At 33.6% G+C, this 20,716-nt stretch carries 20 protein-coding genes; 10 read left to right on the plus strand and 10 right to left on the minus strand.

Annotated elements, in window-relative coordinates; all coding sequences use genetic code 11:
• Window positions 1-17 precede the first annotated feature (17 nt).
• The 3 genes from AABL87_RS09110 to AABL87_RS09120 are packed head-to-tail and all read left to right on the plus strand — an operon-like array spanning window position 18 to window position 6,143.
• Window positions 18-3,329 carry a SusC/RagA family TonB-linked outer membrane protein gene (locus AABL87_RS09110; RefSeq protein WP_341277224.1) on the plus strand — a complete coding sequence of 1,104 codons (3,312 nt, stop codon included), beginning with the start codon at window positions 18-20 and terminating at the stop codon, window positions 3,327-3,329.
• 11 nt (window positions 3,330-3,340) lie between these two features.
• On the plus strand, window positions 3,341-5,026 hold the full coding sequence (locus AABL87_RS09115; RefSeq protein ID WP_006258195.1) for a RagB/SusD family nutrient uptake outer membrane protein: 1,686 nt from the start codon (window positions 3,341-3,343) through the stop codon (window positions 5,024-5,026).
• 1 nt (window position 5,027) lies between these two features.
• Window positions 5,028-6,143 (plus strand): metallophosphoesterase, encoded by a 1,116-nt coding sequence (locus AABL87_RS09120; RefSeq protein ID WP_006258196.1) that lies wholly within the window; start codon window positions 5,028-5,030, stop codon window positions 6,141-6,143.
• A gap of 550 nt (window positions 6,144-6,693) precedes the next feature.
• Here AABL87_RS09120 and AABL87_RS09125 read toward each other — a convergent pair.
• Complete coding sequence (locus AABL87_RS09125) at window positions 6,694-7,257, minus strand: YqiA/YcfP family alpha/beta fold hydrolase (protein ID WP_006263999.1); 564 nt, start codon at window positions 7,255-7,257, stop codon at window positions 6,694-6,696.
• A gap of 249 nt (window positions 7,258-7,506) precedes the next feature.
• On the opposite strand from AABL87_RS09125, the gene AABL87_RS09130 reads away from it, so the two are divergent.
• The 6 genes from AABL87_RS09130 (at window position 7,507) to AABL87_RS09155 (ending at window position 12,204) form a co-directional block, all read left to right on the plus strand.
• Window positions 7,507-8,142 carry a hypothetical protein gene (locus AABL87_RS09130; protein ID WP_006264000.1) on the plus strand — a complete coding sequence of 212 codons (636 nt, stop codon included), beginning with the start codon at window positions 7,507-7,509 and terminating at the stop codon, window positions 8,140-8,142.
• 42 nt (window positions 8,143-8,184) lie between these two features.
• A complete protein-coding gene (locus tag AABL87_RS09135) occupies window positions 8,185-8,793 on the plus strand; it encodes a hypothetical protein (protein WP_006264001.1) in 609 nt (202 codons plus the stop codon).
• Window positions 8,794-9,000: 207 nt separating this feature from the next.
• Complete coding sequence (locus tag AABL87_RS09140; protein ID WP_006264002.1) at window positions 9,001-9,618, plus strand: hypothetical protein; 618 nt, start codon at window positions 9,001-9,003, stop codon at window positions 9,616-9,618.
• A 6-nt stretch (window positions 9,619-9,624) separates the two neighbouring features.
• A complete protein-coding gene (locus tag AABL87_RS09145; protein WP_006261495.1) occupies window positions 9,625-10,506 on the plus strand; it encodes a hypothetical protein in 882 nt (293 codons plus the stop codon).
• Between the two features lie 234 nt (window positions 10,507-10,740).
• On the plus strand, window positions 10,741-11,358 hold the full coding sequence (locus tag AABL87_RS09150; protein WP_341277225.1) for a hypothetical protein: 618 nt from the start codon (window positions 10,741-10,743) through the stop codon (window positions 11,356-11,358).
• Between the two features lie 6 nt (window positions 11,359-11,364).
• Window positions 11,365-12,204 carry a hypothetical protein gene (locus AABL87_RS09155; RefSeq protein WP_341277226.1) on the plus strand — a complete coding sequence of 280 codons (840 nt, stop codon included), beginning with the start codon at window positions 11,365-11,367 and terminating at the stop codon, window positions 12,202-12,204.
• Window positions 12,205-12,377: 173 nt separating this feature from the next.
• Here AABL87_RS09155 and AABL87_RS09160 read toward each other — a convergent pair whose 3' ends face one another.
• On the minus strand, window positions 12,378-12,671 hold the full coding sequence (locus AABL87_RS09160; RefSeq protein ID WP_006258200.1) for a thioredoxin family protein: 294 nt from the start codon (window positions 12,669-12,671) through the stop codon (window positions 12,378-12,380).
• 148 nt (window positions 12,672-12,819) lie between these two features.
• Between AABL87_RS09160 and AABL87_RS09165 the strand changes: the two genes are divergently transcribed.
• Window positions 12,820-13,434 (plus strand): DUF3267 domain-containing protein, encoded by a 615-nt coding sequence (locus AABL87_RS09165; protein WP_006258201.1) that lies wholly within the window; start codon window positions 12,820-12,822, stop codon window positions 13,432-13,434.
• A gap of 204 nt (window positions 13,435-13,638) precedes the next feature.
• Here the strand turns inward: AABL87_RS09165 and AABL87_RS09170 are convergent, their stop codons facing one another.
• From AABL87_RS09170 to AABL87_RS09205, 8 genes are all read right to left on the minus strand, one after another.
• Window positions 13,639-14,667: an NAD(P)-dependent alcohol dehydrogenase gene (locus AABL87_RS09170; protein WP_006258202.1), complete on the minus strand. Its 1,029-nt coding sequence runs from the start codon at window positions 14,665-14,667 to the stop codon at window positions 13,639-13,641.
• 138 nt (window positions 14,668-14,805) lie between these two features.
• Window positions 14,806-15,519 carry a DUF1963 domain-containing protein gene (locus tag AABL87_RS09175; protein ID WP_016649148.1) on the minus strand — a complete coding sequence of 238 codons (714 nt, stop codon included), beginning with the start codon at window positions 15,517-15,519 and terminating at the stop codon, window positions 14,806-14,808.
• Between the two features lie 4 nt (window positions 15,520-15,523).
• Window positions 15,524-16,240: a hypothetical protein gene (locus tag AABL87_RS09180; protein ID WP_341277227.1), complete on the minus strand. Its 717-nt coding sequence runs from the start codon at window positions 16,238-16,240 to the stop codon at window positions 15,524-15,526.
• A gap of 354 nt (window positions 16,241-16,594) precedes the next feature.
• Window positions 16,595-17,077 carry a DUF7000 family protein gene (locus AABL87_RS09185; protein WP_071307566.1) on the minus strand — a complete coding sequence of 161 codons (483 nt, stop codon included), beginning with the start codon at window positions 17,075-17,077 and terminating at the stop codon, window positions 16,595-16,597.
• 152 nt (window positions 17,078-17,229) lie between these two features.
• Window positions 17,230-17,826, minus strand: coding sequence for a GrpB family protein (locus AABL87_RS09190; RefSeq protein WP_341277228.1), 597 nt, complete (start codon window positions 17,824-17,826; stop codon window positions 17,230-17,232).
• A 113-nt stretch (window positions 17,827-17,939) separates the two neighbouring features.
• Window positions 17,940-18,629 (minus strand): SMI1/KNR4 family protein, encoded by a 690-nt coding sequence (locus tag AABL87_RS09195; protein WP_341277229.1) that lies wholly within the window; start codon window positions 18,627-18,629, stop codon window positions 17,940-17,942.
• A gap of 12 nt (window positions 18,630-18,641) precedes the next feature.
• Window positions 18,642-19,781, minus strand: a complete 1,140-nt coding sequence (locus AABL87_RS09200; RefSeq protein ID WP_341277230.1) for a hypothetical protein — start codon at window positions 19,779-19,781, stop codon at window positions 18,642-18,644.
• Window positions 19,782-19,787: 6 nt separating this feature from the next.
• Entirely contained in the window at window positions 19,788-20,555 is a 768-nt protein-coding gene (locus AABL87_RS09205; RefSeq protein ID WP_341277231.1) for a sulfite exporter TauE/SafE family protein, read from the minus strand.
• Window positions 20,556-20,716: the final 161 nt, after the last annotated feature.

Consider the following 20,716-nt stretch of genomic DNA (forward strand, 5'->3'; position numbering starts at 1 on the left):
TATTATGCACTTAAACCATGAAAAACAACTACAAAAAAATTAAGTTTCCTGTAATAGCGCTAGCTTGTCTGATGTGGTCAAATATTACTCTAGGACAATCATCTTCTCAAATTAATTTAGCACTACCTAAAAGTGAATTAACAATCAATGAATTAATAAAAACAATAGAGAAACAAACTTCTATTAAGATTTACTATACTGATGAATTACCTCAGAGTACTAAGGTAAACTTTAGTAGTAAAACACTTACTCTTCAACAAATATTAAGTTCATTACAAGCCAAAGTTAATCTATCTTATAAATTAGAGGACAATCTACTTTCTATCAAAAAAGGAAACTCTTCTATCGCTTTAAGTATGCTTAAAGGAAGAGTATTGGACAACAATGGATTTACATTACCTGGAGCAACCATAGAAAACTTAAGTAATATACAGTCTACCATTACTGACTTAGATGGAAACTTTGATATCAAAGCAAATCCAAATGACTTAATAAAAGTCTCTTTTATTGGTTTTCAAGATCAAATGGTAAAGGCTTCTTCTATGATGAATATCAAAATGAGAGAAGAAGCGTCTAATCTAGATGAGATTGTAGTAATTGGTTATGGGACAGCTAAGAAGAAAGATATTACAGGTTCAGTAGGACAAGTTAGTGGAGATGCAATAGAACAGCGAAATACAACACAGCTTTCGCAGGCTCTTCAAGGACAACTATCAGGAGTAATGGTAACGCGTAACTCAAGTAAAACTGGTGCTAAAGCTAATATCAAAGTTCGTGGTGTGACTACTATAGGTAATACAGATCCATTAATTGTTGTAGATGGAGTGGCACAAGATGATATGGATCAAGTAAACACTAATGATATCGAAGAAATATCTGTCTTAAAAGATGCAGCAGCAGCTTCTATTTATGGAGCTAGAGCAGCAGCAGGAGTTATTTTAATTACAACTAAACGCGCTAAAGATAACGAATTTCACTTCTCTTATAAATCTGATTACGCCTTTGAAAAACCTACGATGATGCCTAAGTCTGTTGGTTATAAACGCTACATGGAGATGATCAATGAAATGTCTTGGAATGATGCAGGTACAGCTCCTGGAGGAGAATATGGTATCTATAGCAAACAAGACATAGACAATTGGTATCAGAAGAGCTTAGAGAACCCTAATAAATACCCTATTACAGACTGGCAAGATCTATTGCTAAAAGATTCTGCTGCAAAAGAAAGACACTCCTTCTCTCTTTCTGGTGGTGGTGAGCGAATTAAGACGCGTGCAAGTGTAGATTATGAGAATATCAAAGCAATTTATGATATTGAGAATTACAAAAGAATTATGACTCGTGTAAATAACAACATCAAGGTTAATGATTTTATCTCTGGAGATATTGATTTATCATATAATACAACCCAACAAACTTCCCCTGTTAATGACCCTGTATGGGAAGCTATGCGTTATGCTCCTGTATATGCTGCTACTTGGCAAGATGGAAGAATAGCTGAAGGAAAATCAGGTTCTAATGCCTATGCTAGTTTGTATCATGGAGGAACTAAAAGACATCACTCTGATAAAATATACGGAAGAGTAGCCTTGAACTTTACGCCAATTCAAGATTTAAAAGTTTCATTAGTTTTAGCCCCACAACTAGCTTTTGATAGAAGAAAGAACTTTACAAAAAAAATAGAATATTATGATGCTGAGAACCCTGAGCGCTTCTCAGGCTATATAAATGGTCATACAAACAATACTTTAATTGAGAATAGAAACGAAAGCAAAATACTGACAAAACAAGTGCTTGCTACTTACACTAAAGATCTAAAAAAACATAGTATTAATCTATTATTAGGGTATGAAGATAATTATTCTTCTATAGATAATTTAGGCGCTAAAGCAATGAATATGGAATTGCCTAATTTTCCATATTTAGACCTTGCTCCTGTAGAATTTATGACTAACTCTGGTGATAAAACAGAGACAGCTTATCAATCTCTTTTCTCTAGATTAATCTATTCATTTGACAACAAATATCATTTGCAAGCTAATATTCGTAGAGATGGTTCTTCACGCTTTCACAAAGATCACAGATGGGGGATATTCCCTTCTTTTTCTGCAGGATGGACAGTATCAGAAGAAAACTTCATGAAAAACCAAAATGTAATAAGCTACTTAAAACTTAGAGGTTCTTGGGGTACTCTAGGAAATGAACGAATCGGAAACTATCCATATCAATCTTCAATCAATTTTTCTAATACCTTATTCTATAAAGACAACCAGATTATCTCTGCTCTAACTGCTGCTCAAACGCAATATGCTATCCAGAACATCACTTGGGAAACAACAGAATCAATTGATTTTGGTTTGGATATTAATTTCTTAAGAAATCGCCTTAGTATCACAGCTGATTATTATAAAAAGAAGACACGAGATATGCTATTAGAGTTAGAGATTCCTGCTTTTATGGGATTTGAAAACCCTCAACAGAACGCTGGTAATATGCACACTGAAGGTTGGGACTTAGATATTAATTGGCGAGATCAGATTGGTGACCTAAAATACTCTATAGGAGCTAATCTATCAGACTCTAGAACCACTATGGGGGATTTGGGAGGACGTATCGTTATGTCTAATGGAAAAATCATAAGACAAGGAACTTCATTTAACGAATGGTACGGATATATTTCTGATGGTCTATTTCAAAATAAAGAACAAATAGATAATAGCCCTAAACTATCTAATGCTGTAAAACCAGGAGATATTAAATATCTAGATATAAGTGGACCTGATGGTGTTCCTGATGGAATCATATCACCAGATTATGATCGTGTGCCTTTAGGTTCTTCACTACCTCGTTACATATTTGGTGGACATATTAACCTTGATTACAAAGGAGTGGAATTAGGAATAGCTTTCCAAGGAGTTGGAAAACAAAAAAGTCTATTGACAGAAAACCAAATCAGACCTTTCCAATCTTCATGGACAAGTCCAATGCAAGAGATAGATGGTCAATACTGGAGCCCATACAATACTGTGGAACAAAATCTAAATGCTAAATACCCTAGATTATCGCATATAAGCGCAGAAAACAACAATTATAAAATGTCTGATTTCTGGTTAATTAATGGAGCTTATTTCCGTATTAAGAATATCACTTTAGCTTATAATTTCCCTAAAGATTTAGTAAACTCAGTGCATTTAGACAAGCTTAAAGTATTTATTTCTCTAAACGACTATTTTACATTCAGTAATTTTCCAAAGGGATATGATCCAGAATCAGCATATAATGCATACATCGCTAAATCATTCAACTTCGGGGTATCTGTTAACTTCTAATATTATCTAAAATGAAAAAAATACTTTATATACTTAGCTTACTTATCTTTACATGCAGTTGTGCTGATTTAGATTTAAACCCTCCTTCTAGTGCTTCTTCAGAAAATTGGTATTCTGATAAAAATGAATACGAACTTTCTATTAATGATTTTTACAGAGAATACCTTTGGAATCTTGAAACAGGCTGGGCTGGTGAACGATTAACAGATAACTGGTCTCAAAGACAAGTAATGAATGAATATGCTGCTGGTACCATTAATAGTGAATGGGGTACAAGTGCTGCATTGTGGAAGAATACTTATAAAGGAATTGCTAGAGCAAATACTATATTAGAAAACTTAACGCAAAACAGAGGTAATCTATCAGAAGTAGATAGAAAACAGTTTGAAGCTGAAGCACGTGCCTTTAGAGCTATATTCTACGGTAGATTACTGTTTTTCTTTGGCGATGTTCCTTTTTATACTCAAACGCTTACGATAGAGGAGGCTTTCAAAATGGGAAGAACTGATAAAAAAATTATTTTACAAGAAGTGTACAATGATTTTAACTTTGCAATCAATAACCTACCTATTAAGTACAATGGAACACAGAATTCAAGATTGACAAAAGGTGCAGCATTAGCGTTTAAGGCAAAAACAGCATTAAATCTTCACGATTATGAAATAGCACGTAAGGCTGCTGAAGAGTGTATAAAACTAAATAATTATAAGCTACACAGTAATTATGGAGAATATTTCCTTTCTAAAACTAAGAATTCTTCTGAAACTGTGTTTGCTATTCCACGTTCTGCTCAACATAATTCTATATTCTCAGTTAAGAATTTCTATACTAGAAATGCTGGTGGAAGCTCTGTAGCACAACCTTCTTGGGAATTATTTGCTACTTATCTATGCACGGATGGGAAAACAATAGATCAATCTCCTCTTTTTGATCCTCAAAACCCTTTTAAAAACAGAGATCCGAGATTAAAAGAAACTATAGTAGAATTTGGTACTGATCACCTTGGATATATTTATGATCCTAACCCTTACTCTACTAATGTCCTTAACACTACAACAGGTAAGCAAGTAAAAAATAAAGACACAAGATCTGTAGATACCTATGCTTCTTATAATGGATTAACACTAAAAAAAGGAGTTGATACAGACTGGTCTGATGATTCTTATTCTGATGCTGACATTGTTATTATGAGATATGCTGATGTACTACTAATGTATGCAGAGGCAAAAATAGAACTAAACCAATTAGATAGCGAAATGCTTAAAGCGTTTAACCAAGTAAGAGCACGCGCTTATAATGACTCTGGTATTACTGCTCCATTACTTACTATCTCATCACAAACTGAAATGAGAAAATACCTTAGAATAGAAAGAAGAGTAGAATTTGCTTGGGAAAATAGAAGAATTGAAGATATTATGCGTTGGAAACATGCCGAAATCGCCCTAACTAGACCAAATTATGGTATGTTAGACCCTGACAAACTAAAAAAAGAAGTAGTTGATAAAGGACTGTGGTTCTGGTCAGAAACACCAACCATAGATGAAAATGGATTACCTGTATTTGACGGATTACTTAGTAAAGGAAAAATAAAAGTATTAGCCACCAGGGCTTTTGATAAGAATAAGCAATACTTATGGCCTATTCCGTCAAAAGAAATTATTATCAATTCTAACCTTACCCAAAACCCTGGTTATTAAAATGAAGTGTTTGTATAGTTTATATTTCCAAATAGGGGTGCTTTTTTTATTAGCATCCCCTATTTCTTTTGCTCAACAATATGCGACAAAAGTAGAATTAGACCAGCCAAACTCTTGGTCTATGATTTTAATTCCTGATATTCAAAACTATTCTAAATATAGCCAAAATCAACCTATACTAGACCTTATTAATAGATGGATAGAGGCTAATATAGATCAACTAAATATTAAAATGGTACTGTGCACTGGTGACTTAGTAGAACAAGATGATGTAATCCTTCCTGGATTAAATGGAAATCTCTCTTCTAAGCAACAATGGGAGTTTATAGATAAATCCTTTACTATCTTAGATCATAAGATTCCTTATATTCTAGCAACAGGAAATCACGATTACACCATAGACTCTAAAGGAACGAGAACTACCCAATATGACAAGTACTTCCCTATAACTAAGAATTACTTAAATCAAAAACATCTTGTACAACATGGACTTAATGAGCATAACTTACCTACGCTAACGAATGCCATGTATGAGTTTAAAGGAATTAACAATAAAGATTACCTGATTGTCAACCTAGAATACGCTCCACGAAACACAACCCTAAACTGGGCAAATGAAATTCTAAAATTTAAACAATATGAAAATCATCAAATCGTCTTGTTAACACACGCCTATCTCAATCGCAATGATACAAGATTAGAAGGAGATAACAAATGGATAATCTTTGAACCTTACTTTAAGGATAAAAAAGAAAGAAAATCAGACAGAATATTACTCCCTGAATCTAATAATGGAGAACAGATTTGGAATAAAATAGTAAAAGAAACAAAGAATATGCAATTAGTCCTATCTGGACATATTTCGGGAGAAGGATATAGAGTAGATAAAAACAACTTTGGACAAGAAGTACACCAGATGCTCTTTGATATGCAATCAGAAGGTGGCGGCCATCAAGGTAACGGAGGAGACGGCTTTATAAGAATATTAGAATTCTATGACGACAATAGAACTATTAAGGTTAAGACCTTCTCTCCTCTATTTGGTATCTCCCCAAAAACAGCTCATTTAGCTCATAAAAGAGATGAAAGAAATCAATACCTAATTCATTTAGATTAATCAAATCCTTTCAACAACAAAAATCGCCAAGACTATTTCTTGGTGATTTTTTATTTATACCTCATCCTCTTAAAAACACCCTCTTAATGCCCAGTCATAAGTACTTCCTGTCATTTCTATATTACAAGTCCCAATACTATACTGTTCAGATCATCTAATATTAAATTCTGAATACTAGCCAAAGTTACTTTCACTCTTAAAACTCTCTTCCTAAAACCCTCCCAAAACCTTAAAATTGCGATGATTTAAAGTGAACTTATAATTTACATAAACACTGACTTCTTTGTAATGCTTGGTTTTAATTATTTGTATTTAATTAGTTTGCTCTGAAGTAATTACCTTAAACCATAGCACCCTAATATAGCAAGTACTTATTCCTCTGATTCTTTTTCTATACACATAACTTACATACACATCTAAATCTTCTAAAGGTTAAAATAAATTCATCTTTGATAGTCCAATAAATACTATTAAAAATCAAACCTTTTAATTACATCCAACGAGCGTGCAAAATATCTAAAAAAAGCAACCCTCAGGTTGCTTTGCTATTTTAGTTTACTTCTACTTCTGGTCTTACACTCTTATTGACTATATAACCTATTATATACCCCACATAATTGATAAATCCTTCTAACCTGTGATTATCCTCTACATAAATCACAGTACTATTAGAAGCATTATTCTTTACATTAAAATTACTAAAGTCAATTACCTCATCTTCTTTAGCCATAATCACTAAAGCATCCTCTACATTGTTTATTTTTATTAAACTCTCTTGAAGATTCTCTGTAAACTGTAGATCCGCATTAAGGCGTTTATCATAATCTAGCAATGGACTAGTTAGTACTAATATTGTCTTTAACCCTAGCGCTTTTCGAGCTTCTCTTACTTGGTACGCTAAATTAGCTCCTGTAGAGTCTCCTACTAAAATGATCTGTTCAATCTCTGCTGTCTGTCTTACAGCTGTTTGTAATAACAACTTAAAATCTGTGTTCTCATCCCATTCAAAGACCGCAGCCGGAAAGTCTGGTAAAGACTCTTTTATGTTATAAAATTTACGTGATTCTCTGTTTGATCCATATCCATGGATATATAATAAAAAAAGGTTGTCCATTATCTATATTTAATTATCGAATAGTAATTCTTTATACTACCAAGGGCTAAATGTACATTTATCTTCTACATATTCCACCCTTTTTTTAAAAAAATATCTCTACAAAGTCCATTTAAATATTTATTATGCAATAAGTCCAAAATAAAAATCGCATTATTAACATTTCTAACCTAAATAAATTTGTATCTTGTTAGAAGATTTCTTGTCCCTTACAGCTAACGATAATGCATAATAAAAAACAAAACCATTATGAAAAAAGCTAATCAACAAGTATTACACGCATTGCTATCTAGCGAAGAGCTAGCCTGTGTCTTAGAAAACACAAAAGATACAATACAAGAAGATGCTATATTTAACTTCCTTCTAAAAAACAATGTGATCCTCCAAGTAGATGTAAATCAAGCTAACTTAGACAGCGATGCAATCTCATTTCTTATCCACCGTATGAATACATTAGGAGAAGAGTTTATTGTCAACGAGAAGAAATTAGATAAAAAGGTCTCTAAAGCTATTAAAAAGGGAAAAATACAACAAGAAGACTCCCTTTCTTATATGATTAATCAAATTAGAAAAAAGCTTCCTAAAAGCTATACTATCTTTAATCTAGAAAGAGGTGATGAAGCCTACTATATAGGGGTAATCAAAAAAAAGGAACTCAAAAAACTTAGCAAATTAACTCTAGATTTTGGTATTTTTCACAAGTTCACCAGTGAAGCAGATAAAGACCCTTTCTATGTAATCAACTGCTCTTGTGGAGCTACATTTGTGTGGGAAATCGGACAAGATGATACTCCTCCTACTGAAGGTACCTGTCACAACTGTGGAAAATCCTTTTTTAATGATGAAGGTCAACCTATTAATGAAATGAAAAGAGAGAAAATTTGATTTATATTTGTCTTCTAGTAACCTACTAAAAGAAGTCTAAACATGATACTTAGAATAAGTAAATTAGGAATCACATCTCTATTATTAAGTCTATTAATATTAGGATGCAGCAGTGACGATGATATTAAAATCACACCACCTGTAGAAGAAGTTGTCATAGATTTAGCAGAGCCTCATACCTATAGTTTTAAGACTCTCTTTATAGAACAGCAGAGTACCTTCATAGACAAAGCAACGACCAATCAAGGAACAACAACCTTAGACCAAGATTGGGAAAAGAAAATAGAAGCCATTCAACCGGTATCCATGACATTAGATGGAGAGCGTCTACGTGTAATACTAAGCAACGGTAAGGATACAAACTATGTAATCAAACTGATAGATCATACTATTCACTTTATCAGAGGTGATGGCGTTCTTCTACCAGCTGCTACACTTGCTGAAGATAATAAAAGCATTACACTATACTCTTCTTTCTACCAAATAGAAGGGGTAGACAAGGTCTCATTAAGGACACAAAAAGAAGAAATACACGACTATCAAACAATCGATCTATTGTCCTTTACCAAACAATTCGATCATCTAAAAGATATTAAAGGAAAGTATTTACGCATTTCTCTTGAATATAAAATAGTACAAGGAGCTCCATGAGCTCCTTTTTTATTGCTTTTTCATTATTTTTCAAAAGACACGTTTTGACATCATCATCAGTACTTATATCAACATCAACTAAATAGTATTATGCATCCTTCTACACAATCTGTTTTACATTATAAATTACACAATTAAGGATAATTAAAATTGTTAATTTTAACAAAACATCATATATTCGAATTACAACCATAATCTAAGAATATTATGATACGCAACTCTATTAAACTTCTATTTCTATCACTAGTAATAGGAATATCTACTACAGCTTGTAGCAATGATGACAACAGCCCAGTAAAGCCACCTATTGTTGATCCAGAAAAACCTGAGCCAGAGAAACCTGAGCCTGCCACAGCAATTACTTTTGATTTTAGTGCTCAGAATGTTGTTAAGCAATTATCTTTTAAAGACAATGCTACTACAGATTTAGGAAGCACTGTTTCTAAAGAATGGGAACCTACTCTAGCCTACTTAAAACCTGTCCAACTAACCTTGGATAAAGAAAAGCTAGTAGTTACTTATAACAAAAGTAAAATAAAAGAATATACTGTTAAGATAGAGAATAACAATATCGTAATCCAAGCGACTAAAGACTATCCGTCTTATACTTTCGCTAAAATATCAGAGGACAAAAAGAGCCTTTCGATATACTCTTCGTTCTTCCGTATTAAGGGAGCACATAAGACATTAAATGTAAACAACGTAGCTTCTCTTCAAGAATACGGAGAAGTAGACTTTACTACATTTGCTAATAAGTATAATCACTTAAAGAACACAAGTGGTAAATACTTGAAAGTTGAATTTAAATACACTCAAAAAAACTAAGCCATCATGAAAAAAATACTTTATACTCTAGTTGCCTTAGCTTTTAGTAGTGCAACTTTCGCTCAGACATTTGGTAGCAATGCAGTGAAATCAGAAGAGTTCTATCCAGGTGCAATATTTAACGAAAAATCTTTAAAAAGTACTGAACCTAAAAGGTTAGCTACTGCAACAGAAACAAGTCATGTGCTTCTTCCTTCTTTTTTAGGAGAGTTAGCTTTTGAAATTAGCGATTATTCTAAAGATCATTGGCATTCTATTATAGATAAACATTACACTAAACTAGCTGAAAGTAATAATAATGAAGGTTTTTCATTTTCAAGTCCTTCTCAAGTCAACTCTTTAAAATATGTAGATAAAGCTTACAATACTTATGAAGCGCTAAAAAACTACTTTGGTGTGGAAAAAATAACTTCTAAGAACTTATTCTTTGGTAAAAGTGAGCAGATTCTTTTCTCTTTAAATATTGTTGACCCAATCAATAAAGAAGGTCGATATATTTCAAAGGAAGCATTAAAAAACATCGAGAGTCAAGATCCTATCTTAGTAACAAGCATAAGTTTCGGAAAAAGAGCTGATATCTTAATTGAATCTAATCAATCACGAGAAAATGTAACAAAAGCTTTTAATATTTATAGTCATAAAGAGACTCAACAGTATGAAGAAGCAAATCAAATCCTATATGATGCGTCTATACATATGATCTTTTTTGGACAGAACAGCATCGATGTATCTGATTTAACGAATCAAGAAATGATTTTAAAATATATTGAGTTTATTACTAAACCTGCTACTAAGGAAGATTATTACTTCCCAATTAGATATAATGGTATTCACCTAAACAATCGAGGTAATTACGAAAGTGATATAATGCAAGATACTTATTATTAAAAATAACACATAAAGGAGCTCCATGAGCTCCTTTATTATTGCTTTTTTACTATTTTTCAAAAGACACTTAATGACAGCATCAACCATATCACCCTAACAAATAAACACATATCACAATTTTTTATTCAAAAAAACAAATATTTTATCAAAATATCCTTACATAATCAAACAAGGCGCTTGTTAATATTAACAAAACATCATATATTCGAATTACAACCATAATCTAAGAATATTATGATACGCAACTCTATTAAACTTCTATTTCTATCACTAGTAATAGGAATATCTACTACAGCTTGTAGCAATGATGACAACAGCCCAGTAAAGCCACCTATTGTTGATCCAGAAAAACCTGAGCCTGAGAAACCAGAACCAAGCAAAGCAATTACTTTTGATTTTAGTGCTCAGAATGTTGTTAAGCAATTATCTTTTAAAGACAATGCTACTACAGATTTAGGAAGCACTGTTTCTAAAGAATGGGAACCTACTCTAGCCTACTTAAAACCTGTCCAACTAACCTTGGATAAAGAAAAGCTAGTAGTTACTTATAACAAAAGTAAAATAAAAGAATATACTGTTAAGATAGAGAATAACAATATCGTAATCCAAGCGACTAAAGACTATCCATCTTATACTTTCGCTAAAATATCAGAGGACAAAAAGAGTCTTTCGATATACTCTTCGTCCTTTCGTATTAAGGGAGCACATAAGACATTAAATGTAAACAACGTAGCTTCTCTTCAAGAATACGGAGAAGTAGACTTTACTACATTTGCTAATAAGTATAATCACTTAAAGAACACAAGTGGTAAATACTTGAAAGTTGAATTTAAATACACTCAAAAAAACTAAGACATCATGAAAAAAATACTTTATACTCTAGTTGCCTTAGCTTTTAGTAGTGCAACTTTCGCTCAGTCCAACTATGTTACAAAATCAGATGAATTCTATCAAGGTGCCATCTTCAGTGAAAAATCATTAACAAGTTCAGAAGTAAAAAAAATAGCTATTACTGATAAGGCTTTAGTTATTGTTCCTTCTGTTGCTATCAAAAGTTTTGAGATAACAGATACTTCAAAAGAAAGTTGGCTAAAAAAACTAGAAGAATTATATCCTATTATAGCACAACAACAACAAAACGTCTCTTTTAGTTTTAACACTCCATCAGAAGTTGATCTAAAAGGTTTAGATAAATATTACAATACTTATGATGCTGCTAAGCATTATTATGGTATAGAGAAAAGCTCTAAAAAAATTTATAGAAGTATAGGAGAAAGAATAACTTATTCTCTAGATATGGATATTCCAGGATCCTATATTACCGACGAAAAATATAATGAAATAAAAAACCAATCTCCTATTTTAATTGCTAGTACTTATTTTGGAAGAAGAGCGGATTTACTTATTGAGTCAGTTCAACAAGGTGACAATATAAGAACAGCATTTAATATATATAAAGATAAAGATACAAACCGATATAATGAAGCTAGGGAAATATTAGCCGATGCATCAGTACATGTTCTTTTCTTTGGTAAAAACTCTATTGATACATCTGATTTAACAAATGAAGAATTAATACTAGCTTATATCAAGTTTATTACAAGTCCTCTTACTAAAGAAGATTATTTATATCCTATTAAATACGAGGCAATACACTTAAAAGACAATTCTCTATTTACTAGCGAATTAATGAAATAATATCTATGTTCAAATAAAAACAGTAAAGGAGCTCCATGAGCTCCTTTATTTATACCATCAAAAAAGCAAGTAGACCATCAGCCTACTTGCTCATATAATATAAAATGCAATTATAACCTTTATATACTCTAATATACCAAAGTATATACACTAGGCTAACTCTTTATAATCAATTACTTCGTTATCTCTTTTACGATATCTCTTACCTCCATCACTCCAGTGTGCTTCCACAGTACCTCTCCTGCTTGATTTACAAGTACCATAGTAGGAATCGCTCGTATGTGAAACTGAGCAGATATCTCCTGATGCTGATCTACATCTATACGTTGCAAATAGGCATGCTCTGTAATCTCTCCTACCGATTCATCTATTATCCTAGTCAACATCTTACAGGGTCCACACCATTCTGCAAAAAACTGTAACAATACTGGTTTATCTGTTTCTTTTAAAATCTCAGCTAACTTCATTTCTTCTTTTTTTAATTCGTTTGACTAAAGCAAAATTAGATATCATTCTATCAGAAAGTCATATACGAATGGGAGGTTAAACAGTACAAAGCACATTATATTGTTTTTTTTTCTTAATTTACATACCTAATAACCTAACTAACAGACATTGGAAGAAAATACCACTACTCCTATTCAGCTACCTAAGCCTGAAGGATTCGAAGACTATACCATAGAGAAGAAGACCATTGATCTAGGAAAAGCAAATGGGTATGCACTACTGAGCTTAATCCCTATTGCGATAGTTAATTTTGCTGGATACTATCTCGTTTGGGGAGAAATAATTAGTATTTCTAATCTAAAAGGACTACATCCATTACTAGTCATGGGCTATTGCTTCTTATACATAGTCGTTATGACTCTCGGAATCGTAGTACATGAGCTTATACATGGAGCTACATGGGCTATATTTGCAAAGAAAGGATTTAAGTCTATAAAGCTTGGCTTTCTAAAAGAATATCTCACTCCTTACTGTCATTGTAAAGAGCCACTTAAAGTCAGACCCTATAGTATAGGCGCGATCATGCCAGCTATTATACTTGGCTTTATCCCTTCTATACTCGCTATATGGACAGGTAGCTTAGGAATGCTATTATTCGGCATATTTTTTACTGTATCAGCTATGGGAGACTTTATGATTATTTACCTCATCCATAAAGAAGATAAGGATACATGGGTACAAGATCACCCTTCAGAAGCGGGATACTACTTACTAAAACAATAATTAAACAAAAAGACAGCCTATGAGCTGTCTTTTTAACCCAGAATCAGTGATAGACAGATAAACGAAAAGTAATTATACAAAATAGCTCTGAATTAGTGATACAAGCATACTATAGTATGGTTTTAGAGCTAATGAAAGAGATATGAAGTAGAATTGCTTTGTAGTATTTGGCTAACGCTTATTCTGGGTTTAATATACTATATCTTAAGGTATTAATACGGCTCTACCTTTCAGTTCTCCTCTTCTCATTTTATCATATACCTCTAGAGCCTGATCTAAAGGAAACTTCTCTACTTCGATATGGATATGCCCTTGTCTAGCTAGTTCTATAACTTCCATTAGTTCTACCTCAGACCCCCAATACGGTATAGATACATTTACTCCCAATGGGACTTTTCCGAAGCCAAAAGGATAGTTACCTCCTGACAGTCCTATGATGGTAAGGTCTCCATTTAATCCCACTACTTTTGCTCCTAATTCGATAGTAGAGGTCGCTCCTACAAAGTCAAGTACAGCTATAGCTTTCTTCGCACCTGTTATCTTCACGATTTGCTCTGCAGCATCCTTATCTGTCGAATTAACAGTATAGGTAGCTCCCATTTTCTTAGCGAAATCTAATTTGTCTTGAGTGATATCGCATGCAATAATAGTAGCGCTACTAACGGCCTTTAATATCTGTAAGGCAGTATGCCCTAATCCTCCAATACCGATAACCACTACATAAGAGTCAGGAGACAGTTTATGCAACGATCTCTTAATCGCAGAATATGGTGTCAAAGCCGCATCTGTAATAGGCGCTGCTATAGCAGGATCTAAGTCTCCTATCGGCACTAATAAACGAGAAGAAGGTACTAGCATATACTCTGCCATCCCTCCGTCTAATCCTAACCCTCCTCCTGCAGCCTGACTCGCATGGTTATCACAGTAGTTCTCAGAAGATTGTTTGCATGGCTTACAATGTCCACACCCCCAAGGACCATATACTACTACGGCATCTCCTTTTTTAAATCCTGTTACACTTTCACCCATTGCCTCTACATAACCAGCATTCTCATGACCTAAGGTAAAAGGCCCAGGTACAATACCATCATCTATCACATGCAAGTCTGAATGACAAACTCCAGCACCTGCTACTTTAATTAATACTTGCTCTCCTGTAGGTACAGGAATAGGCATATCATCAACGATTTTCACATCGTGTAGTCCTAAAAAACGTACTGCTTTCATTTTCATAATTATGGTTTTAAGTATACTCACTAAGTTACAAAAATGGATTAAAAGAGTCAGTTTATATCCGTTCTCTACACATTACACAAGTAATCTATCAATATATTTATTAATTCACAGCACAACTACACAATACGCAATACATTAATAGAAATCATAATAGATACTCCAACCCTTTGATTGTTTATTATAAGCAAACATAAAGCTTCCATTATCTACTACATTCAGATTCACTTTTTCATTAGTCGAGATTTGGAATACAAATTCGTATCCCTCTCCATACTCTTCATCTACTCCGATACCTGGCTGACAGTAAGAAGGATACCCTCCTAACTTAGTGTCATAACAATGTGCATCAAACACATCGTAGTAGCTTTCCATCACCCCCTCATCCTCCATCTCACAGATTCGATCCTCCTGTTCTATGGTTAATCCTCCTCCGTCCCAGATAGGATAATCTACCTGTTCTAATCGCGGTTTTAAAGGAAATGGATGTAGAATAGAATCCTTATTAGTCAATTCCTTCTGTACAACGCCTTCTAAGGAATCATAGGTTCTAATCACCCATTTATTTCCCATCGGTTCTAATTGTTCAGGGTAATCATAAGACATAAATACCGTCAGTAACACTATCCCCTCTAAAGCCTTGGGTACAAAAGGCAGATTAGGTAAATACAATTGTAACAAAGGAATCATCTCTCTCCCTTGATCATCTAGCGGTATTCCCTCTTCTTCTTTATATGCCGTAACACGAGCAATCCAAGATTCTTCAATGGTATTTAGCGGACGAAAACCTCCTACTTCAAAGGCTGTGATAGTGCGTCCTATCTCTTGTTTTAGTTGTTCTATTGTTTTCATAATCTTAAGAATAAGTATTAAGGCAAATGACGGTGTCCTCTTTCTCATTATAATAAAGTACGCAGTCATTGCCATCTGTAAAGAACTCACACCCTATCGTCATCCCTATAGGGGGATAATTTTCTGATATAAAAGAAGCTGGAGCTATCTCACTTAGTTCGTTATAACGCAAGGTAGTATCAAAATCCTCGTCTCCCACTTTATACACATAAGGGCTAGGATCTGCCTTGCCAAAGCCATCTATTAATTGTCTATATTTAGCAAATTGTCCTGTTTTCTGAAAAACTAGTTTGTTTAAAGAATAGGCATAGAAGAACTCTAGATAGGTCTCTAGATCTAGCTCATCATCAGCTAAGTCAGTCACTAAAGGTATTACCCTCTCCGTATAGTCTTCTAGAGACATCTTCGCTTTAAAATAATAGTCTGCATTTGTCCAGAACTCTTCTTCTAATACAGAAAATACGGCCTGAGCCACTTTATGTCCTTTATATAGAGTGATATCTCCACTAAATACATATTTACCTTCCTTTAGTGAGAAACAAAAATGATCAAATGAGTTCTGATCAGAATTACTTTCATCATTTGTCCACATTCCATTATGAGAGACAAAGTGTACATTCTTACCAGAAGCTAGTTCTACTGTACACAGTGGATAGAAGATTCCCCTTACTGTATCATCTATAAAGACCTCTTCAAATTTAGGGTATAACACGATTTCCATTGACTTTCTTTTTTCTAAAATAAAACACGAAAATACATTTTTAAATCTGCTTTCACCTTAATGAAAACAGCTATTTTAGAGAAGTATTATCACACTAGCACACCAGTCTAACTACTTCTGAAGAGTGTACTTTCTTCTTAAAAACATACAATACAGTTAGTGGAGATCAAAGAAACTGTACAGTCATAGTAGGACGAGACAGGATAAGTCCGTAGTGAGTCCGTTATGAGTCCGTAGTGAGTCCGTAGTGAGTCCGTTTTTTTAGACAAAATAACGGACTCACTACGGAATGATATTACAGCGACTATAGGCTCATCCAAAGCAAAATATCAACTACATACAAGCATCACAAGATTATAATACTTGTAGATAGTCTATGATTTCGTCTATATCACGCTTTGCATGAGTAGCTATCGTTTCGAACAATTCCTTCTCATTATTAAAGTCAGGATTGTCTACTAAGACTGTTTCTAATACACTATACATAGGCATCTGCTCCACTCCCTGATTCCACTTACTATCTTTTAATAACTGCCAATATCTATCTTGTATTTCAGCATTTTGTCCCATGAGCCATAACTCAAAACGCATTTCAGCATGATTTAAGACAATCCCAAAACGCAATAGCTCTCCTCTTAAATACTCGTTATAAAAAGGAAAATAGGTATAATCCATATAACCCGGAGATACATTGCTAAACTTAAACCCTGTATAGCGACTATCTCTTTTTTCTAAGTGAGCTTTTATACGCATTACTAGGGATAATAGGTGTTTATATACTATAGGTACTTCCTCTCCTTTTACTATTTGCTGATATGCTCTTATTTTATTATTCATCGTATTGTATTTAAATTAAGATATATATAAAGTAAAAAGCCGTAGTCTTAAAATAAGGCTACGGCTTTTATGCGAATTAATAATAACTTTCTTTTGTTTTTTAACAAATACTAATATAGTAAATAATTTTAACATTTAAAGAAACATTATTATTACTTTTTATTTAAAAACCATTTTATAGACTTAGCTTCTTCTGTTTTTATAAAACTATCCTTACCTTCATTATAATGATTTCCATCTCTCCACTCCATTGTGCTCAGTTTTTCTTTTAATTCTTGATATGCCTTTTTCACAGCAGGATGTGCCCTTAGGTAATCTCTAAAAGCGATATGACGTGTCCAGTTCATGTTATCCACTGGGATAGCATGTATATTCGCTACTCTGATATCGTGATTATGTAATGCTTCAGGCACTTGTTCTCCTATTCCTATCTGAGTAGGAAATCCATATAAACTAGGCTCTTGATCCAACTTAACGAAAAATCTTCTGTAAGGCATTTCTTCATTGTATAGTTCATAATAGATATACCCTTTTGCAGTCATAAGGCTAGGCAGTTTATCTAAATCTTCCTCTGATTTTAACCCTATCATAATATCGATAATAGGCTTAGCAGATAATCCTTCTACAGAAGTACTCCCGATATGCTCTATCTGTACCTCTAGATGACTTAGCACAGGAGCTAATTCTTCTTTTATAAGATCAAACTTTTCTCTCCACTGAGGATTGTATTTCTCAAAAGCTACTTTCATTATTCTACAATATATTAGGTTCTATTCGTTACAAAGATACTCTTCACTCTTTAAGACACTTAAAACTAAAGTCAAAAAAAGCACCAATAAACAATATTGGTGCTTCAACTATCTTATTCGGAGTATGGAAACGAAACATTCATCTTCTCATAAGGAATGTACTTCGCTAATATCTCTTTATACTCTGTATAGGTCAATAATCCTCTATACTTATCATTGGTATCTTCTAATCTATAATCGATGATAGGACGCTCTATTAACTCCTGTAGAAGAGCCACTTTATCCTCTGATAGATACTGTATATGTGTCTTTAGGGTAGCCCTAAGGTTTTCTATAAACTCTTGATCAGACTGATTGTTATAGGTATCTAGCTGACTCATATCCATCACGATGCGTTTAAAGATAAAGTCTCTTAAATTCTTCGCTTCATAAGTAGCTTCTATATCATCGTGCCATACATATACGATAGGATAATCACCGTCTACCTCTTCATTCATCATGAAACAATACATATCCCCTGCCCCATTCTTAGCAAACGAAATAAAGTTATACTCTTCTTTAATCTCCATATAATTATCAGGGTCTCTTAGCCAGGCTATATCTTCATCAACATCCTTTAAAGGAGTCAATTCGAAGTCATCACTAAATAACAATAAAGGTGGATTATCTTTTAACTTCGGAAATGTCGTTGCATACCACATCGGACTGTACTCTCCTACTTCTAACATATTATCCTGTTCTAACTGCCTATAAAGCTCAGGATAAACGATATTATATTTCTGTTCTAATTCTGTTATAGTCATAGCTATTCTTTTTTAAAAGTCTCTATATTTATCAAACCACTGATTAGCTTCTTCTTCCGCTATTACTAAAGAGCTAAAAGAAACTAATTGCATGACTGCTTCCCAAGTATCTTCTCTCTCTGTAGTTTCGATATTCGGTAGATCATTCACGATCTCTACTAGAACTCTGATTGCTTCCTTAACTTCCTCTTTCGTTTTAGCTTTTTTGATTGTTTTTAAAGCTTCTTTATAAGCCTTTACAGCTACTTTATTGTTCTTCCCTACCCAAGAGCCAAATGGGATACTAAACTCAGTAATAAACCACTCAGGCTTCTTTAAATTAGAAACAGAAGCGTATTGAAAGGTTCTCTCCTTCTCTAATACAGTTAATTGTTTCTTTAATTCTTTACCGCCCTTTTCCTCAATATTCCAACCAATGAAATAATTTAGTTTAGACCAACTCGCTAAAGTTGGTATTCCCTCTAAGTTAGGCATATACCTCAACTCTAGACTTTCTAAATTCTCAAACTGCTTTAATTCACCTAGATTACATACATTACCAGATAGCGATATTGCTGTCAAATTAGTGAATTGCGATAAACTATTACAATCAAAAGGTTGCCCATTCACTTTAGTATGAATATTGATCTCCTTGATATGTGCTGTCGTTTTAAGTACTTGTAATCTCAAGGGAGATACAGTATCATTAGCAAACGAAAAAGACAAAGCTTCTAGGTGCTCATAGTTCTCTAAAGTTAGATTACTGACCTTCCCTCTAATAGAGATGTCTTTCACTCCCTTGCCTAATATTAAGCGAATAGGATGATCAATAGTCACTACTAATCTTCTGATAGCTGCCTGACTAAAATCAGCTTCTTTACAATCTAGTGGTACCCAATCTAGCTGCTCCATCTCCCGAATAGCACTCCACTGGATAAATGACGTATCATCTCCGTGGTACTCCATCACACGAGGCCAATTACCTCCTGCTGGAACTTGAAACTCATTAAATACGCTCCAATTAATAGTATCTTCTCTCTCTACTAAAGCATCACATTTAGACATTGTAATTCCCTTAGTGCCTATCGCAAAACGACCTTGTCCTGCTGTTATCTTTACTTTATGACTATTCTCTTTAGTCAGTGATAAGTAAAATGGTTTATCTCTTTCCATACTTTCTTATTTAAACCACACTTCATATCCAAATCGACAAATAGCGATGAACATGATGAATAAAAAGATATATCTCACCCATACTTGCCCTTTTAGAATAGCCATCTTCGCTCCAAAATATCCTCCTAAACCGTTACAAACAGCCATTGGGATAGCAACCTTCCATATAATAGCACCTTTTAATAAAAATAAGCAGATACTACCGAAGTTGGTTACTAGATTAATCAGCTTTGCATAAGCAGAGGCTTTAAAAAAGTCAAAACCTATTAAAAAGACAAACCCCATAATAAAGAACGTACCTGTAGCTGGACCAATAAAACCATCGTAAAAACCTACTACTACCGAAATGATAACTCCCCAGATATACTTCTGTCTATCTGTAATATTAGTAATCGCTTTTCTAGAGAAGTCCTTTTTGACATAAGTGAATATCCATAGGGCTATTAAGATGATAAATAACAAAGGCTTCATAAAGTCATTATTCACTATCGTCAAAACATAAGAGCCTGCAAAAGCACTTCCAAAAGAGATCAAGCCTAATAGGGCAAAGTACATCCAGTTTATCTTAGTCTGCTTTAAATATTGTCTGACAGCTATAGCCGTTCCTGAAAAAGCGGGAATCTTAAGTGTACCTATCACAGTCGATACAGGGAGTTGGGGTAATAAGGCTAGGCCTAGTGGTGTTTGTATTAGTCCTCCTCCTCCTGCGATGGCATCTATAAACCCAGCACAGAAAGCAACTATTCCTAAATACAATAAGATATCTAATTCCATTTGTGTTTTATAAGTACACAAATGTAGAAGTATTACTTTATCTTCTAAAGTGTATTTTTCCTTTTTTATCTAAAAACCACTAGTTAATAAAAAAACCACTAACAATAGTTAGTGGTTTTCTTTCATTTTGTATTAAGAGCATCTATGTCAATAATACCTTA

This window comes from Myroides sp. C4067 (genome assembly GCF_038039665.1).
GTDB lineage: Bacteria > Bacteroidota > Bacteroidia > Flavobacteriales > Flavobacteriaceae > Flavobacterium > Flavobacterium odoratimimum.

Excerpts from the sequence above, each read along its gene's own strand:
- AABL87_RS09135 (WP_006264001.1), top strand. The coding sequence starts at position 8,185 with ATGATACTTAGAATAAGTAAATTAGGAATCACATCTCTATTATTAAGT.
- AABL87_RS09115 (WP_006258195.1), top strand. The coding sequence starts at position 3,341 with ATGAAAAAAATACTTTATATACTTAGCTTACTTATCTTTACATGCAGT.
- AABL87_RS09190 (WP_341277228.1), bottom strand. The coding sequence starts at position 17,826 with ATGAAAGTAGCTTTTGAGAAATACAATCCTCAGTGGAGAGAAAAGTTT.
- AABL87_RS09125 (WP_006263999.1), bottom strand. The coding sequence starts at position 7,257 with ATGGACAACCTTTTTTTATTATATATCCATGGATATGGATCAAACAGA.
- AABL87_RS09180 (WP_341277227.1), bottom strand. The coding sequence starts at position 16,240 with ATGGAAATCGTGTTATACCCTAAATTTGAAGAGGTCTTTATAGATGAT.
- AABL87_RS09200 (WP_341277230.1), bottom strand. The coding sequence starts at position 19,781 with ATGGAAAGAGATAAACCATTTTACTTATCACTGACTAAAGAGAATAGT.
- AABL87_RS09195 (WP_341277229.1), bottom strand. The coding sequence starts at position 18,629 with ATGACTATAACAGAATTAGAACAGAAATATAATATCGTTTATCCTGAG.
- AABL87_RS09185 (WP_071307566.1), bottom strand. The coding sequence starts at position 17,077 with ATGAATAATAAAATAAGAGCATATCAGCAAATAGTAAAAGGAGAGGAA.
- AABL87_RS09150 (WP_341277225.1), top strand. The coding sequence starts at position 10,741 with ATGATACGCAACTCTATTAAACTTCTATTTCTATCACTAGTAATAGGA.
- AABL87_RS09140 (WP_006264002.1), top strand. The coding sequence starts at position 9,001 with ATGATACGCAACTCTATTAAACTTCTATTTCTATCACTAGTAATAGGA.
- AABL87_RS09205 (WP_341277231.1), bottom strand. The coding sequence starts at position 20,555 with ATGGAATTAGATATCTTATTGTATTTAGGAATAGTTGCTTTCTGTGCT.
- AABL87_RS09145 (WP_006261495.1), top strand. The coding sequence starts at position 9,625 with ATGAAAAAAATACTTTATACTCTAGTTGCCTTAGCTTTTAGTAGTGCA.
- AABL87_RS09110 (WP_341277224.1), top strand. The coding sequence starts at position 18 with ATGAAAAACAACTACAAAAAAATTAAGTTTCCTGTAATAGCGCTAGCT.
- AABL87_RS09155 (WP_341277226.1), top strand. The coding sequence starts at position 11,365 with ATGAAAAAAATACTTTATACTCTAGTTGCCTTAGCTTTTAGTAGTGCA.
- AABL87_RS09175 (WP_016649148.1), bottom strand. The coding sequence starts at position 15,519 with ATGAAAACAATAGAACAACTAAAACAAGAGATAGGACGCACTATCACA.
- AABL87_RS09120 (WP_006258196.1), top strand. The coding sequence starts at position 5,028 with ATGAAGTGTTTGTATAGTTTATATTTCCAAATAGGGGTGCTTTTTTTA.
- AABL87_RS09130 (WP_006264000.1), top strand. The coding sequence starts at position 7,507 with ATGAAAAAAGCTAATCAACAAGTATTACACGCATTGCTATCTAGCGAA.
- AABL87_RS09160 (WP_006258200.1), bottom strand. The coding sequence starts at position 12,671 with ATGAAGTTAGCTGAGATTTTAAAAGAAACAGATAAACCAGTATTGTTA.
- AABL87_RS09170 (WP_006258202.1), bottom strand. The coding sequence starts at position 14,667 with ATGAAAATGAAAGCAGTACGTTTTTTAGGACTACACGATGTGAAAATC.